18 protein-coding genes are annotated in these 14,746 nt (G+C 53.8%); 15 read left to right on the top strand and 3 right to left on the bottom strand.

Features of this window, described 5'->3' with window-relative positions; translation table 11 throughout:
- Position 1 precedes the first annotated feature (1 nt).
- Both FDW96_RS12990 and mdcH read left to right on the top strand, forming a co-directional pair.
- Positions 2-622 (top strand): malonate decarboxylase holo-ACP synthase, encoded by a 621-nt coding sequence (locus FDW96_RS12990; RefSeq protein ID WP_042312067.1) that lies wholly within the window; start codon positions 2-4, stop codon positions 620-622.
- Positions 619-1,515 carry a malonate decarboxylase subunit epsilon gene (gene mdcH, locus FDW96_RS12985; protein WP_137365797.1) on the top strand — a complete coding sequence of 299 codons (897 nt, stop codon included), beginning with the start codon at positions 619-621 and terminating at the stop codon, positions 1,513-1,515. The genes FDW96_RS12990 and mdcH overlap by 4 nt, the downstream gene beginning before the upstream one ends.
- A gap of 94 nt (positions 1,516-1,609) precedes the next feature.
- Here the strand turns inward: mdcH and FDW96_RS12980 are convergent, their stop codons facing one another.
- Positions 1,610-2,542, bottom strand: coding sequence for a LysR family transcriptional regulator (locus FDW96_RS12980; RefSeq protein ID WP_137365899.1), 933 nt, complete (start codon positions 2,540-2,542; stop codon positions 1,610-1,612).
- Between the two features lie 16 nt (positions 2,543-2,558).
- Positions 2,559-4,460, bottom strand: a complete 1,902-nt coding sequence (locus tag FDW96_RS12975) for an ABC transporter ATP-binding protein (RefSeq protein ID WP_137365796.1) — start codon at positions 4,458-4,460, stop codon at positions 2,559-2,561.
- Between the two features lie 132 nt (positions 4,461-4,592).
- Here FDW96_RS12975 and kefG point away from each other — a divergent pair, with 132 nt between their 5' ends.
- From kefG to slyD, 4 genes are all read left to right on the top strand, one after another.
- On the top strand, positions 4,593-5,144 hold the full coding sequence (gene kefG, locus FDW96_RS12970) for a glutathione-regulated potassium-efflux system ancillary protein KefG (protein ID WP_024136663.1): 552 nt from the start codon (positions 4,593-4,595) through the stop codon (positions 5,142-5,144).
- On the top strand, positions 5,144-6,949 hold the full coding sequence (gene kefB / locus FDW96_RS12965) for a glutathione-regulated potassium-efflux system protein KefB (protein WP_061381029.1): 1,806 nt from the start codon (positions 5,144-5,146) through the stop codon (positions 6,947-6,949). The genes kefG and kefB overlap by 1 nt, the downstream gene beginning before the upstream one ends.
- Positions 6,950-6,957: 8 nt before the next feature.
- Entirely contained in the window at positions 6,958-7,158 is a 201-nt protein-coding gene (locus tag FDW96_RS12960; RefSeq protein WP_005121675.1) for a YheV family putative zinc ribbon protein, read from the top strand.
- Positions 7,159-7,252: 94 nt separating this feature from the next.
- On the top strand, positions 7,253-7,858 hold the full coding sequence (gene slyD / locus FDW96_RS12955; RefSeq protein WP_003023634.1) for a peptidylprolyl isomerase: 606 nt from the start codon (positions 7,253-7,255) through the stop codon (positions 7,856-7,858).
- Between the two features lie 198 nt (positions 7,859-8,056).
- On the opposite strand, the gene FDW96_RS12950 is transcribed toward slyD, so the two are convergent.
- Positions 8,057-8,275 (bottom strand): protein SlyX, encoded by a 219-nt coding sequence (locus FDW96_RS12950; RefSeq protein WP_038634770.1) that lies wholly within the window; start codon positions 8,273-8,275, stop codon positions 8,057-8,059.
- A gap of 232 nt (positions 8,276-8,507) precedes the next feature.
- Here FDW96_RS12950 and fkpA point away from each other — a divergent pair, with 232 nt between their 5' ends.
- The 9 genes from fkpA to FDW96_RS12905 form a co-directional block, all read left to right on the top strand.
- Complete coding sequence (gene fkpA / locus FDW96_RS12945) at positions 8,508-9,326, top strand: FKBP-type peptidyl-prolyl cis-trans isomerase (RefSeq protein WP_042312080.1); 819 nt, start codon at positions 8,508-8,510, stop codon at positions 9,324-9,326.
- 167 nt (positions 9,327-9,493) lie between these two features.
- Entirely contained in the window at positions 9,494-10,216 is a 723-nt protein-coding gene (locus FDW96_RS12940) for a transcriptional regulator (protein WP_003023643.1), read from the top strand.
- Positions 10,216-10,602 carry a sulfurtransferase complex subunit TusD gene (gene tusD, locus FDW96_RS12935; protein WP_042312083.1) on the top strand — a complete coding sequence of 129 codons (387 nt, stop codon included), beginning with the start codon at positions 10,216-10,218 and terminating at the stop codon, positions 10,600-10,602. The genes FDW96_RS12940 and tusD overlap by 1 nt, the downstream gene beginning before the upstream one ends.
- Positions 10,602-10,961, top strand: coding sequence for a sulfurtransferase complex subunit TusC (tusC, locus tag FDW96_RS12930; protein ID WP_042312086.1), 360 nt, complete (start codon positions 10,602-10,604; stop codon positions 10,959-10,961). The genes tusD and tusC overlap by 1 nt, the downstream gene beginning before the upstream one ends.
- Before the next feature lie 7 nt (positions 10,962-10,968).
- Positions 10,969-11,256 (top strand): sulfurtransferase complex subunit TusB, encoded by a 288-nt coding sequence (gene tusB, locus FDW96_RS12925; protein ID WP_038634759.1) that lies wholly within the window; start codon positions 10,969-10,971, stop codon positions 11,254-11,256.
- A 125-nt stretch (positions 11,257-11,381) separates the two neighbouring features.
- The gene (rpsL, locus tag FDW96_RS12920) at positions 11,382-11,756 is read left to right on the top strand and encodes a 30S ribosomal protein S12 (RefSeq protein ID WP_003023654.1); all 375 of its coding nucleotides are present in this window, start codon (positions 11,382-11,384) and stop codon (positions 11,754-11,756) included.
- 95 nt (positions 11,757-11,851) lie between these two features.
- Entirely contained in the window at positions 11,852-12,322 is a 471-nt protein-coding gene (gene rpsG, locus FDW96_RS12915; RefSeq protein ID WP_003023657.1) for a 30S ribosomal protein S7, read from the top strand.
- 96 nt (positions 12,323-12,418) lie between these two features.
- Positions 12,419-14,533, top strand: coding sequence for an elongation factor G (fusA, locus tag FDW96_RS12910; protein ID WP_038634754.1), 2,115 nt, complete (start codon positions 12,419-12,421; stop codon positions 14,531-14,533).
- A 69-nt stretch (positions 14,534-14,602) separates the two neighbouring features.
- Positions 14,603-14,746, top strand: a 144-nt coding sequence (locus FDW96_RS12905; protein WP_072112497.1) for a GTP-binding protein, incomplete at its 3' end; no start/stop codon positions are given.

Genomic DNA, 14,746 nt, shown 5'->3' with positions numbered 1-14,746 from the left:
CATGAGCACAACATTACGCCCACACGACTTAATCTGGCTGAACGCGCGCGACGCGCTCGAAGATGTCACGGAATCCTGGGTGGATACCGTCTGGCATAGCGGCCTGCCGGTAGTGGTGCGGCGTGATGTTGATGCGCAGGGGCGCATTCCCGTGGGTGTCCGCGGGATGAAACGCGAGCAGCGCGCCGCCGGTTGGGTAAAAGCGGAGGCGGTCGTTCGCGTCTGCTCGCCGGAATCGCTGGTGGATCCGCTGTCGCTGCTGCGTTCGCCCTTTATCTCTCAGCCACCGGTTCAGGTGGCTTTGTTATTGGCGCAGCAGGCGTGGCCGTGGACGTGGGGTATTACCGGGAGTACCGGCTATGCGCTGGCGACCGGGATCCCGGTTATCCACGCGGCAAGCGATTTGGATCTGCTGATCCGCGCGCCGCAGCCGCTCTCCCGTGAGGCGCTGGAGAAGTGGCAGCTGCAGCTGGCGGGCGGGCTGTGCCGGGCAGATACCCAGGTAGATACCCCGCGCGGCGGCTTTGCCCTCAATGAGTGGCTGCGCGATGGAAAAGCGCTGTTAAAAACCTCACAGGGGCCGCAGTTGGTCCGCGACCCGTGGGGCAGGGAGGAGTCATGAAAATTCTGTTTACCTTTCCGGGGCAGGGGACGCAGCACCCAGGGATGCTGCAAAACCTTCCGGGGACGGAGCTGACCCAGGCGCGTGACGTGCTGGGGGCCGAGGTGGATACGCTGGATAGCCCTGAAGCGTTGAAACATACCCGAGCCGTTCAACTGTCTCTGCTGATTGCTGGCGTTGCCTGGGCGCGTGAGCTGGAACGTCGTGGCGTAGCGCCGGATATCGTCAGCGGGCTGTCGATCGGCGCTTATCCGGCAGCGGTTATCGCGGGTGCGCTGGAATTCAGCGATGCGCTGCGGCTGGTGGCGCTGCGCGGTGACTTAATGGAGCAAGCATACCCACATGGTTACGGTCTAACGGCCATTATGGGGCTGACGCTCAATCAGGTGGAAGCGCTGGTAGCTGATAGCGGTACTTACATCGCCAACCTGAATGCGGAAACACAGATTGTGATTGCCGGTACCGATGAAGCGATGGCTGAAGTGGCAAAACGCGCGATGGCAAAAGGGGCAACTAAAGCACATCGCCTGGCGGTGAGCGTGCCGTCGCATTGTGAACTGCTGGCCGAGCCTGCACAAAAGCTGGTTGAGGCGTTCAGCCAGGTGACGCTTTCCCGTCCACGCTACGCCTATCTGAGCGGCAGTACCGGGCGCGTGCTGTGGCAGCCGGAACGCATTGCCGACGATCTGGCGATGAATATGGCGCGCACGGTGCGATGGCAGGAGGCGGTTATCTCCGCTAACGAACGTGAAGCGCGGCTGGCGATTGAAATGCCACCCGGTGGCGTGCTGACCTGCCTGACGCGTCAGGCTGCATGGGAAGGGGAGTCTATCGCTCTGGAACGCAGCGGCATGGATGTGGCCGTGCATCTGGCAAAGCGCCTTCGCGCATGATGTGATGGCCCGATGGCGCTGCGCTTATCGGGCCTACAAAACCGGCTCGACACGCGTAGGCCGGATAAGACGCGTAGCGTCGCCATCCGGCAAATCAGTCGTTCTGGTTCAGCGCTCTGGCGTACATGCGCCCTTCAGCGGCCAGCGCCAGCAGGCTTGGGTCGCGCTCGCGGTTGCGGGCAAAGACGATGGCGATAAGCTGCTGCATCTGATACGGCTCAGCCAGTTTTTGTAGCTTCACGGTATTCTCATACATTTTCTTCATTCGCCCCGGCATCAAACAGAAACCCACTCCTGCCTGTACCAGACTGAGCATGGAGAAGATATCGTTCACGCGGGTGACAATCTCCGGCTCGAACCCGGCGATATGAAACGCTTCCTGGAAACCGGCGTAGGTCGCAAACCCTTCCGCCAGCGAGACAAACTTTTCATGGCGATAGTGGCGCAGGTCGGCCTTCGCGGTGGTATCCAGCGCGGCGGACATCGGCGCGGCGAGGTAGATATCGTCGTGGAACAGGGGGAGCACTTCGAGGCTGTTGCGGTCGATTTCGCTTTCGGAAATGGAGATGAGGATGGCATCCAGAACGCCGTCTTCCAGCATTTTCAGCAGCGCCTCGTTAGATCCCATGGTGAGGTCCAGCTCCAGGTCCGGACGGCGCAGCTTCATCCCCATAATCAAGTGCGGCACCGTCTCCAGCGTCAGCGAGTAGAGCGTGCCCACACGTAAACGGCCCTGGCCCACGCCTGCCGTTTTGCGCGTCTCTTCCAGCCCGCGCTCCATCAACTGCGTGACTTCCTGACAGTATTCCAGCAGCGTCCACGCCGCCGGTTGGGCAATCAGGTTGCGGCCTTTATGGACGAACAGCGGACAGCGAACGTTCTCTTCCAGCGTGTGCAGCGCCCGATGCACGCTGACGCCGCTGATGTTCAGCGCCTCGGCGGTACGGGCGATGTTGCCCTTCTCCATAAAGGTCATGAAGATGCTCAGCTTGCGGAAGGTAATATCGTTGGTCGTCAGCTGATTCATCATCGTCTTCCTATAGTTAGTCGGCCATCATCTGTTCGAGCTGTTCCTGCGCATCCAGCCAGGCCATTTCACACTCTTCCAGCCCGGATTTTGCGTTCGCCTGCTGCTGCAAACAGGCCGTGAGTTCGGCTTTGCGACTTTGATCGTACAGTTCGCTATCACCGAGTTTTTCTTCCGCCTGCGCCAACTGTGCCTGTAGTTTCTCCATCTCTTTTTCCAGACGGGCGATCTCTTTGCGCAGCGGCTGCGTCAGAGTGCGGAGTTCAGCTTCGCGACGCTTCTGATCCTTACGCGCCTGGGCGCTGTTCACGCTCTCCTTCGCCGGTTCGTCGCTCTGGTTTTCCTGTTTCTGCACATCGCTCAGCCACTGTTGATAATCTTCCAGATCGCCGTCAAACGGCTCGACTTTCTTGTCGTGCACCAGATAGAGGTCGTCGGTCGTGGAGCGAATCAGATGACGGTCGTGCGAGACCACGACCAGCGCGCCTTCGAAATCGATCAGCGCTTCGGTCAGCGCCTGACGCATATCCAAATCCAGGTGGTTAGTCGGTTCATCAAGCAGCAGCAGGTTCGGGCGCTGCCAGACGATCAGTGCCAGCACCAGACGCGCTTTTTCACCACCGGAGAAGCGGGCGGTCTGTTCGCTGACTTTATCGCCCTGGAAGCCGAAGCCGCCGAGGTAGTCGCGCAGTTTCTGCTCCAGCTCCTGCGGCGCCATGCGCGCCAGGTGCTGGATGGGCGATTCATCGGCACGTAAAAACTCCAGCTGATGCTGTGCGAAGTAACCCAGTTTAATGCCCTTGGCGAGCCCGATTTCACCGCTGATGGGGGCCAGTTCGCCCGCCAGCAGCTTAATCAGGGTTGATTTACCCGCGCCGTTACGACCGAGCAGGCCGATGCGTGAACCCGGCACCAGATTCAGTTTGATCGAATCGAGAATGACGCGATCGCCATAGCCGGCGCTGACCTTCTCCATCTTCAAGAGCGGGTTTGGCAGGCTTTCCGGTTGACGGAAGCTGAAGTGGAACGGGTTGTCGACATGCGCAGGGGCAATTAGCTCCATGCGTTCCAGCATTTTGATACGGCTCTGCGCCTGTTTTGCTTTCGTTGCTTTAGCGCGGAAACGATCGATATAGCTTTGCAGATGCGCCACACGCTCCTGCTGACTTTCGTACATCGCCTGTTGCTGCGCGAGGCGGGTGGCGCGCTGGATTTCAAACGCGCTGTAGTTGCCGGTGTACTCGAACATGGTTTGCTGTTCGATATGAATAATTTTATCTACTACCGGATCGAGGAAATCGCGGTCGTGGGAAATCAAAATCAGCGTACCCTGATAGCTTTTCAGCCATCTTTCCAGCCAGATCACTGCGTCAAGATCGAGGTGGTTAGTCGGTTCATCAAGCAGCAGAAGGTCTGAACGGCAAATCAGCGCCTGGGCCAGGTTAAGACGCATACGCCAGCCGCCGGAAAAATCGCTGACCGGACGTTCAAGCTGTTCATTGGAGAAGCCGAGGCCATGCAGCAGGCTTGCCGCGCGTGAGCGTACGGTCCAGGCGTCAATGGCATCCAGCTTGCCATGGACGGTGGCAATAGCGTGTCCATCGTTACGTTCGTTGGCATCGTTCAACTGCGCTTCCAGTTGACGATACTCGCGGTCGCCGTCAATCACGTACTCCAGCGCGGGCTGTGGCAATGCTGGCGTTTCCTGATTCACCCAGGCGAGTTGCCAGTTTCCCGGATAGGTAAATCCTCCGGCGTCAGCGCTGATTTCATTTTTCAGCAATGCCAGCAGAGTAGATTTACCGCAGCCATTTTTGCCCACCAGACCAACTTTCTGCCCTGGATTAATGGTGGCCGTGGCATTGTCCAGCAAGACGCGCACGCCGCGACGAATTTGTAACGATGAGAAAACAATCATAAGGCGCCGTATGTTCAGACTATGTTAATTTATCATTATGATAATGTAATGTGTGGGCCGTTTGCCGCACCGAGGCGCCATGGTAGCCCAAAACGTCGAAAATAGACAAAAGACAAAACCGGGAGGGGGATGATGTTCCAGCCAGCGAAAGTGTTGCTGCTGTATGCCCATCCGGAATCTCAGGACTCGGTCGCGAACCGGGTACTGCTTAAACCGGCCATGCAGCTCAGTAATGTTACCGTGCACGATCTTTACGCGCACTATCCTGATTTTTTTATCGACATTCCGCATGAGCAGGCGCTGCTGCGTGAGCATGATGTGATTGTTTTTCAACATCCTCTCTACACCTATAGCTGCCCGGCGCTATTAAAGGAGTGGTTTGACCGCGTACTGAGCCGCGGATTTGCCAGCGGTCCCGGAGGGAATCAACTGGCGGGAAAGTACTGGCGAAGCGTCATCACCACCGGTGAACCCGAAAGCGCGTACCGTTATGACGCGCTGAACCGTTATCCGATGAGCGATGTACTGCGTCCTTTTGAGCTAACGGCCGGTATGTGCCGCATGCACTGGATGAGCCCAATCATTGTTTACTGGGCAAGGCGGCAAACGAAGCAGGAGCTGGACAGTCATGCTAAAGCGTACGGTGACTGGCTGGTGAATCCGATTCCTGTGGGAGGCCGCTGATGGAAGGCTCTGATTTATTGACAGCGGGAGTGTTGTTCCTCTTCGCGGCGGTAGCTGCGGTGCCGCTGGCATCGCGGCTGGGTATTGGCCCGGTATTAGGGTACTTGCTGGCGGGGATCGCTATCGGCCCGTGGGGATTAGGATTCATTAGCGATGTGGATGAAATCCTGCACTTTTCCGAACTGGGCGTCGTCTTTTTGATGTTCATCATTGGGCTGGAACTTAACCCGGCCAAGTTATGGCAATTGCGGCGTTCAATTTTTGGTGTCGGTGCCGCGCAGGTGATGCTGAGCGCAGTGGCGCTGGCTGGCTTGCTGATGCTCACTGCGTTCTCCTGGCAAGCGGCAGTGGTCGGCGGCATTGGTCTGGCGATGTCATCGACCGCTATGGCGCTACAGTTGATGCGCGAAAAAGGCATGAACCGTAGCGAATCCGGGCAACTGGGTTTTTCGGTGCTGCTGTTCCAGGATTTGGCAGTGATCCCCGCACTGGCGCTGGTTCCATTGCTGGCGGGGTCTGCCGATGAACATTTTGACTGGATCAAAGTGGGCATGAAGGTGTTGGCTTTCGCCGGCATGTTGATTGGCGGACGCTATTTGCTGCGCCCTGTTTTCCGCTTCATTGCGGGTTCTGGCGTGCGGGAAGTGTTCACCGCCGCTACGCTGCTGTTGGTACTGGGTTCTGCGCTATTTATGGATGCGCTGGGATTGTCGATGGCGCTGGGAACGTTTATCGCGGGCGTGCTGCTGGCGGAAAGCGAATACCGCCATGAGCTGGAAACGGCAATCGATCCTTTTAAAGGCTTGTTGCTCGGACTGTTTTTCATCTCCGTAGGCATGTCGCTCAATCTCGGCGTGCTCTATACCCATATTCTGTGGGTAGCGGCGAGCGTAATCGTGCTGGTGGTCGTAAAAATGATGGTGCTGTATGTGCTGGCACGACTGAACGGCATGAGAAGCTCTGAACGAATGCAGTTTGCCGGCGTGTTAAGCCAGGGCGGAGAGTTCGCTTTTGTGCTGTTTTCAACGGCATCCTCGCAACGATTGTTTCAGGGCGATCAAATGGCGCTACTGCTGGTGACCGTCACGTTGTCGATGATGACCACGCCGCTGGTGATGAAGCTGATTGATAAATGGCTCTCCCGCCAGTTTAACGGCCCGGATGAAGAAGATGAAAAACCCTGGGTGGAGGATGATAAACCGCAGGTCATTGTCGTGGGGTTTGGACGCTTTGGTCAGGTTATTGGTCGCTTACTGATGGCCAATAAAATGCGTATTACCGTCCTGGAGCGAGATATCAGCGCGGTGAATCTGATGCGCAAATATGGCTATAAGGTCTATTACGGAGATGCCACCCAAGTGGATCTGTTGCGTTCTGCGGGGGCAGAGGCGGCGCAATCCATCGTCATTACCTGTAATGAACCCGAAGACACCATGAAACTGGTGGAGCTTTGCCAACAGTACTTTCCGCATTTGCATATTCTTGCGCGAGCGCGCGGACGTGTAGAGGCGCATGAGTTATTACAGGCCGGAGTGACGCAGTTTTCCCGCGAAACGTTCTCCAGTGCGCTGGAGCTGGGGCGTAAAACGCTGGTTACGTTGGGGATGCATCCGCACCAGGCTCAGCGTGCTCAGCTGCATTTTCGGCGGCTCGATATGCGCATGTTGCGGGAACTGATCCCCATACATACCGACACGGTACAAATCTCGCGAGCCAGGGAAGCCCGGCGTGAACTGGAGGAGATCTTCCAGCGTGAGATGCAGCAAGAACGACGTCAGCTGGATGGCTGGGATGAATTTGAGTAGAGGTAATCATGGCAATTCGTAAACGTTTTATTGCAGGCGCAAAATGTCCGTCCTGCCAGGCACAGGATTCGCTGGCGATGTGGCGCGAAAATAATATCGATATTGTTGAGTGTGTTAAGTGTGGTCATCAGATGCGGGAAGCCGATAAAGAGGCGCGCGAACACGTTCGCAAAGAAGAGCAAGTGATCGGGATTTTTCATCCGGACTAGCGATATGGCGCAGCTTTTTTTAAGCTAGAGGGTACACGGGTGCAGAATTCCGCTACAATCTGCGCCACTATTCTTTCCATGCTCAGGAGATATCATGAAAGTAGCAAAGGACCTGGTGGTCAGCCTGGCCTATCAGGTACGTACAGAAGACGGTGTGTTGGTTGATGAGTCTCCGGTGAGTGCACCGCTGGACTACCTGCATGGTCACGGTTCCCTGATTTCTGGCCTGGAAACAGCGCTGGACGGTCATGAAGTTGGCGACAAATTCGACGTCGCTGTTGGCGCAAATGACGCGTACGGTCAGTACGACGAAAACCTGGTGCAGCGCGTTCCTAAAGACGTCTTCATGGGCGTTGACGAACTGCAGGTTGGCATGCGTTTCCTGGCTGAAACTGACCAGGGTCCAGTACCGGTAGAAATTACCGAAGTGGAAGACGACCACGTTGTGGTTGATGGTAACCACATGCTGGCTGGCCAGAACCTGAAATTCAACGTAGAAGTTGTTGCGATTCGTGAAGCGACCGAAGAAGAACTGGCTCATGGCCACGTTCACGGCGCGCACGGTCACGACCACGATCATGACCACGGTCACGATGGTTGCTGCGGTGGTCACGGCCACGACCATGGTCACGAGCACGGTGGCGAAGGCTGCTGCGGCGGTGGCGGTAAAGGTAACGGCGGCGGCTGCGGTTGCCACTAATACCCTTCGTCTTTCAACCCACAGCGGTGTTGGCTGCGCTTTCAAATCCCGGTCACATAGTTATCTATGCTCCCGGGACTTCCTCAAGCTTGCCGCCTTGCTGTGATTTGAAATCCTTTGGGTATATGTGAGTAGGCCTGCTAAGCGTTCGCGCTATCGGGCACAAAAAAAGCGGGATATTCCCGCTTTTTTTACGTCTTAATAATGTGGCGGCGGGGTCTCTTCGGACTGAGACGCGATGTGGGACGGCTGCGTGGCTTTCAGCTTCTCAGTCAGCAGACGCAAATGATCGCGTAGTTTGGCCATTTCCAGTTCATGCGCAGTTACCGTCACGTTGAGCTCTTCAATGGTGATTTCCTGAAATGCCAGGCGGCTTTCCAGCTCGGCCAGGCGAGTTTCCAATGTTGTATCCTGCATGATTCACCTCTTTCTTTTTTCTCCGGCAGATCGCGGACTGCGGCGAATTCTACTTAACTTTGCCTGTTTGCACAGCACTCAATCTTCAGCAACGAAACTAATTTAAACAAAAAGAGTCTGAAAAGTGGTGATAATAGGGCGTGCCTGTATGTTGATTTGTTCTGCAACGCTTTATAGTACATTTTTATGTTAGATAACCCTGGGGTGAGATGCCCCGGCCCTGGAGAGATGGATGAAATCACTGTTTAAAGTAACGCTGCTGGCGACCACAATGGCTGTTGCTCTGCATGCCCCGATCACCTTCGCTGCTGATGCTGCGAAACCAGCCGCTACTGCTGACAGCAAAGCAGCATTCAAGAATGACGACCAAAAAGCCGCTTACGCGCTGGGCGCGTCCCTGGGTCGTTATATGGAAAACTCCCTGAAAGAGCAGGAAAAGCTGGGCATCAAACTGGATAAAGATCAGCTGATCGCTGGCGTTCAGGATGCGTTTGCTGACAAGAGCAAACTGTCCGACCAGGAAATCGAACAAACTCTGCAGGCGTTTGAAGCGCGTGTGAAGAGTTCCGCTCAGGCGAAAATGGAAAAAGACGCGGCTGACAATGAAGCCAAAGGTAAAGTTTACCGTGAGAAATTTGCTAAAGAGAAAGGCGTTAAAACCTCTTCCACTGGCTTGATCTACAAAGTAGAGAAAGAAGGTACTGGCGCAGCGCCGAAAGACAGCGATACCGTGGTTGTAAACTACAAAGGTACGCTGATTGATGGTAAAGAGTTTGACAACTCCTACACCCGTGGCGAGCCGCTCTCTTTCCGTCTTGATGGTGTTATCCCTGGCTGGACCGAAGGCCTGAAAAATATCAAGAAAGGCGGTAAAATTCAGCTGGTTATCCCACCGGATCTGGCTTACGGCAAAACCGGCGTTCCGGGTATTCCGGCCAACTCTACGCTGGTGTTTGATGTTGAACTGTTAGACATCAAACCGGCACCGAAAGCCGAGGCGCAGCCAGATGCTGCACCGGCCGATAAAGCTGCAGACAGCAGCAAAAAGTAAGCGAACAGTAACCGCCGCCCACAGGGCGGCGGTTTTTTATTATCGACAGGATATAATTAATACTGGAAAGCGCCTTGTGCGCTGTATTACTTTAGATGCCCCTATAATAGTGATGAGCCTGCCCTGACAACATAACGACAGGCTCCTGAAAAGGAGTGCTTTTTTTCATGTCCAGGTCGCTTTTAACCAACGAAACCAGTGAGCTAGATTTACTGGATCAACGTCCTTTCGATCAAACTGACTTCGATATCCTTAAATCCTATGAAGCGGTAGTGGACGGGTTGGCGATGCTCATTGGTTCCCATTGTGAAATCGTATTGCACTCTTTGCAGGATTTGAAATGCTCGGCTATCCGCATTGCGAACGGTGAACACACGGGCCGTAAAATTGGCTCACCGATAACCGACCTTGCATTGCGTATGCTGCATGATATGACGGGTGCGGATAGCAGCGTGTCGAAGTGTTACTTCACGCGCGCGAAAAGCGGTGTCTTGATGAAGTCGGTGACGATTGCCATTCGTAACCGAGAGCATCGCGTGATTGGTCTGCTGTGCATCAACATGAACCTCGATGTGCCATTCTCGCAGATAATGAATACCTTTATCCCACCGGAAACCCCGGAAGTGGGTTCTGCCGTGAACTTTGCTTCTTCTGTAGAAGATTTGGTCACCCAGACGCTGGAATTCACGATCGAAGAAGTGAATGCCGATCGCAATGTTTCCAATAATGCGAAAAACCGCCAGATTGTCCTGAATCTGTATGAGAAAGGTATCTTCGATATTAAAGATGCGATTAACCAGGTCGCCGATCGGTTGAATATCTCCAAGCACACGGTCTACCTCTATATTCGCCAGTTCAAAAGCGGCGATTTCCAGGGGCAAGACAAGTAATGCGCTTTACCATCATGGTGACGGGACCTGCTTATGGCACACAGCAGGCGAGTAGCGCGTTGCAATTTGCCCACGCGCTACTTAAAGAAGGGCATGAGTTATGCAGCGTCTTTTTCTATCGTGAAGGTGTGTATAACGCTAACTTCCTGACTTCGCCCGCCAGCGATGAGTATGATCTGGTACGGGCCTGGCAACAGCTGAATCAACAATATGGCGTGACGCTGAATATCTGCGTTGCAGCGGCGTTGCGTCGTGGTGTTGTTGATGAGGCTGAAGCAAAGCGGCTTGGACTGGCAGGTGCTAATTTACAATCAGGTTTTAATCTCAGCGGGCTGGGTTCGCTGGCTGAGGCGTCCTTGACCTGCGATCGCGTGGTGCAGTTTTAATGAAACGTGTTGCTTTTGTCTTTTCTACCGTGCCGCACGGCAGCGCATCCGGCCGTGAAGGGTTAGATGCATTACTGGCGACATCTGCGCTCACGGAAGATCTCGGCGTGTTTTTTATCGGCGATGGCGTCTTCCAGATCCTCCAGGGTCAACAACCGGACGTCGTTCTGGCACGAGACTATATCGCAACGTTCAAGCTGTTGGGGTTGTACGATATCGATCAATGTTGGCTTTGCGCCGCCTCATTACGTGAGCGGGGGCTTCAGCAGGGTGTTAATTTTGTGGTTGATGCCACGGCGCTGGAACCTGAAGATTTACGCCGTGAGCTAGGCAACTATGACGTCATTTTAAGGTTTTGAGACTCTCATGCTGCACACACTACACCGCTCCGCGTGGCTTACCGATTTCTCCTCTCTTCTTCGCCTGATTGAAAAAGACGATGAACTTTTATTGCTCCAGGATGGCGTGACGGCGGCAATAGAAGGAAGCCGTTTCCTTGAAAGTCTGCAAAATGCCTCCATTAAGGTCTCTGTGCTGGAAGAAGACATTAAAGCTCGCGGGTTAGATGGTCAAATTTCAGACAGTGTCGTCAGGGTTAGCTATACTGACTTCGTCAGACTTACGGTGAAGCATCCCAACCAGATGTCCTGGTAATTGCGGGATCGTTGTATATTTCTTGACACCTTTTCGACACCGACCTAAAATTCTGCGTCCTCATATTGTATGAGGTCGTTTTATTACGTGTTTACGAAGCAAAAGCTAAAACCAGGAGCTATTTAATGGCAACAGTTAACCAGCTGGTACGCAAACCACGTGCACGCAAAGTTGCAAAAAGCAACGTGCCTGCGCTGGAAGCATGCCCGCAGAAACGTGGCGTATGTACTCGTGTATATACTACCACCCCTAAAAAACCGAACTCCGCACTGCGTAAAGTTTGCCGTGTTCGTTTGACTAACGGTTTTGAAGTGACTTCCTACATCGGTGGTGAAGGTCACAACCTGCAGGAGCACTCCGTGATCCTGATCCGTGGCGGTCGTGTAAAAGACCTCCCGGGTGTTCGTTACCACACCGTTCGTGGTGCGCTTGACTGCTCCGGCGTTAAAGACCGTAAGCAATCACGTTCCAAGTATGGCGTGAAACGTCCTAAGGCTTAATGGTTCTCCGTTAAGTAAGGCCAAACGTTTTATATTAATGTCAAACTAAACTCTTAGAGTTTTGGACAATCCTGAATTAACAACGGAGTATTTCCATGCCACGTCGTCGCGTCATTGGTCAGCGTAAAATTCTGCCGGATCCGAAGTTCGGATCAGAACTGCTGGCTAAATTTGTAAATATCCTGATGGTAGATGGTAAAAAATCTACTGCCGAAACTATCGTATACAGCGCGCTGGAGACCCTGGCTCAGCGTTCTGGTAAAAACGAACTGGAAGCTTTCGAAGTAGCTCTCGAAAACGTGCGCCCGACTGTCGAAGTTAAGTCTCGCCGCGTTGGTGGTTCTACTTATCAGGTACCAGTTGAAGTCCGTCCGGTCCGTCGTAATGCCCTGGCAATGCGTTGGATCGTTGAAGCTGCTCGTAAACGCGGTGATAAATCCATGGCTCTGCGCCTGGCGAACGAACTTTCTGATGCTGCAGAAAACAAAGGTACTGCAGTTAAGAAACGTGAAGACGTTCACCGTATGGCAGAAGCCAACAAGGCGTTCGCACACTACCGTTGGTAATCCCTTCGGAGTTTTAGTCACCAGGCGGGCGCTTCTAGTAAGCAGCCCGCTTTGGGCTACTTAAATTGAACGCCTAAAAGATAAACGAGGAATCAAATGGCTCGTACAACACCCATCGCGCGCTACCGTAACATCGGTATCAGTGCGCACATCGACGCCGGTAAAACCACTACTACCGAACGTATTCTGTTCTACACCGGTGTAAACCATAAAATCGGTGAAGTTCATGACGGCGCTGCCACCATGGACTGGATGGAGCAGGAGCAGGAGCGTGGTATTACTATCACCTCCGCAGCGACTACTGCATTCTGGTCTGGTATGGCTAAGCAGTATGAACCGCATCGCGTAAACATCATCGACACCCCGGGGCACGTTGACTTCACTATCGAAGTAGAACGCTCCATGCGTGTGCTTGATGGTGCAGTAATGGTTTACTGCGCAGTTGGTGGTGTTCAGCCTCAGTCTGAAACCGTATGGCGTCAGGCAAACAAATATAAAGTTCCGCGCATTGCGTTCGTTAACAAAATGGACCGTATGGGTGCGAACTTCCTGAAAGTTGTTGGTCAGATCAAAACCCGTCTGGGCGCGAACCCTGTTCCGCTGCAGCTGGCGATTGGCGCTGAAGAAGCGTTCACCGGTGTTGTTGACCTGGTGAAAATGAAAGCCATCAACTGGAACGAAGAAGATGCAGGCGTAACCTTCACTTATGAAGATATCCCGGCTGACATGCAGGAACTGGCTGACGAATGGCACCAGAACCTGATCGAGTCCGCTGCAGAAGCTTCAGAAGAGCTGATGGAGAAATACCTGGGTGGTGAAGAACTGACTGAAGAAGAGATCAAAAAAGCTCTGCGTCAGCGTGTTCTGAACAACGAAATCATCCTGGTAACCTGTGGTTCTGCGTTTAAGAACAAAGGTGTTCAGGCGATGCTGGATGCGGTAATTGATTACCTGCCATCCCCAGTCGACGTACCTGCGATCAACGGTATTCTGGACGACGGTAAAGATACTCCGGCTGAGCGTCACGCTAGCGATGATGAGCCGTTTGCTGCTCTGGCATTCAAAATCGCTACCGACCCGTTCGTGGGTAACCTGACCTTCTTCCGTGTGTACTCTGGTGTGGTTAACTCCGGTGACACCATCCTGAACTCCGTGAAAACTGCACGTGAGCGTTTTGGCCGTATCGTTCAGATGCACGCCAACAAACGTGAAGAGATCAAAGAAGTTCGCGCAGGCGACATCGCTGCTGCAATCGGTCTGAAAGACGTGACCACTGGTGACACTCTGTGTGACCCGGATCACCCGATCATTCTGGAACGTATGGAATTCCCTGAGCCGGTAATCTCCATCGCGGTAGAACCGAAAACCAAAGCTGACCAGGAAAAAATGGGTCTGGCTCTGGGCCGTCTGGCTAAAGAAGACCCGTCTTTCCGCGTATGGACTGACGAAGAATCTAACCAGACTATTATCGCTGGTATGGGTGAACTGCACCTCGACATCATCGTTGACCGTATGAAGCGTGAATTCAACGTTGAAGCGAACGTCGGTAAACCTCAGGTTGCTTACCGCGAAGCGATTCGCGCGAAAGTTACCGATATCGAAGGTAAACACGCCAAGCAGTCTGGTGGTCGCGGTCAGTACGGTCATGTTGTTATCGACATGTACCCGCTGGAGCCGGGTTCAAACCCGAAAGGCTACGAGTTCATCAACGACATCAAAGGTGGTGTAATTCCTGGCGAATACATCCCGGCCGTTGATAAAGGCATCCAGGAACAGCTGAAATCCGGCCCACTGGCTGGTTACCCGGTTGTTGATCTGGGCGTGCGTCTGCACTTCGGTTCTTACCATGACGTTGACTCCTCTGAGCTGGCGTTTAAACTGGCCGCTTCTATCGCCTTCAAAGATGGCTTTAAGAAAGCGAAACCAGTTCTGCTTGAGCCTATCATGAAGGTTGAAGTAGAGACTCCGGAAGAGAACACCGGTGACGTTATCGGTGACTTGAGCCGCCGTCGTGGTATGCTTCGTGGACAGGAATCCAACGTCACTGGCGTTGTTATCCATGCTGAAGTTCCGCTGTCTGAAATGTTCGGATATGCAACCCAGCTGCGTTCTCTGACCAAAGGCCGTGCTTCTTACTCCATGGAGTTCCTGAAGTACGACGATGCGCCGAACAACGTTGCTCAGGCCGTTATTGAAGCCCGTGGTAAATAAGCCACAGGATTAAAACCTAAGTCCCGTGCTCTCTCCATAGGGGAGAGCACTATAGTAAGGAATATAGCCGTGTCTAAAGAAAAATTTGAACGTACAAAACCGCACGTTAACGTCGGCACCATCGGCCACGTTGACCACGGTAAAACTACCCTGACCGCTGCAATCACCACCGTACTGGCTAAAACCTACGGCGGTGCTGCTCGTGCATTCGAC

The organism is Citrobacter sp. TBCS-15, from assembly GCF_005280815.1.
In the GTDB taxonomy this organism is placed as follows: Bacteria; Pseudomonadota; Gammaproteobacteria; order Enterobacterales; family Enterobacteriaceae; genus Citrobacter; species Citrobacter werkmanii.
Note: the sequence above shows the minus strand (reverse complement) of the source record. Positions and strands in the feature narration are given on the sequence as shown.

Coding starts and splice junctions, on each gene's coding strand:
- tusB (WP_038634759.1), top strand. CDS start 10,969: ATGCTGCACACACTACACCGCTCCGCGTGGCTTACCGATTTCTCCTCT.
- FDW96_RS12940 (WP_003023643.1), top strand. CDS start 9,494: ATGTCCAGGTCGCTTTTAACCAACGAAACCAGTGAGCTAGATTTACTG.
- mdcH (WP_137365797.1), top strand. CDS start 619: ATGAAAATTCTGTTTACCTTTCCGGGGCAGGGGACGCAGCACCCAGGG.
- rpsL (WP_003023654.1), top strand. CDS start 11,382: ATGGCAACAGTTAACCAGCTGGTACGCAAACCACGTGCACGCAAAGTT.
- FDW96_RS12990 (WP_042312067.1), top strand. CDS start 2: ATGAGCACAACATTACGCCCACACGACTTAATCTGGCTGAACGCGCGC.
- rpsG (WP_003023657.1), top strand. CDS start 11,852: ATGCCACGTCGTCGCGTCATTGGTCAGCGTAAAATTCTGCCGGATCCG.
- FDW96_RS12980 (WP_137365899.1), bottom strand. CDS start 2,542: ATGAATCAGCTGACGACCAACGATATTACCTTCCGCAAGCTGAGCATC.
- tusD (WP_042312083.1), top strand. CDS start 10,216: ATGCGCTTTACCATCATGGTGACGGGACCTGCTTATGGCACACAGCAG.
- kefG (WP_024136663.1), top strand. CDS start 4,593: ATGTTCCAGCCAGCGAAAGTGTTGCTGCTGTATGCCCATCCGGAATCT.
- FDW96_RS12975 (WP_137365796.1), bottom strand. CDS start 4,460: ATGATTGTTTTCTCATCGTTACAAATTCGTCGCGGCGTGCGCGTCTTG.
- fusA (WP_038634754.1), top strand. CDS start 12,419: ATGGCTCGTACAACACCCATCGCGCGCTACCGTAACATCGGTATCAGT.
- tusC (WP_042312086.1), top strand. CDS start 10,602: ATGAAACGTGTTGCTTTTGTCTTTTCTACCGTGCCGCACGGCAGCGCA.
- FDW96_RS12960 (WP_005121675.1), top strand. CDS start 6,958: ATGGCAATTCGTAAACGTTTTATTGCAGGCGCAAAATGTCCGTCCTGC.
- fkpA (WP_042312080.1), top strand. CDS start 8,508: ATGAAATCACTGTTTAAAGTAACGCTGCTGGCGACCACAATGGCTGTT.
- FDW96_RS12950 (WP_038634770.1), bottom strand. CDS start 8,275: ATGCAGGATACAACATTGGAAACTCGCCTGGCCGAGCTGGAAAGCCGC.
- slyD (WP_003023634.1), top strand. CDS start 7,253: ATGAAAGTAGCAAAGGACCTGGTGGTCAGCCTGGCCTATCAGGTACGT.
- kefB (WP_061381029.1), top strand. CDS start 5,144: ATGGAAGGCTCTGATTTATTGACAGCGGGAGTGTTGTTCCTCTTCGCG.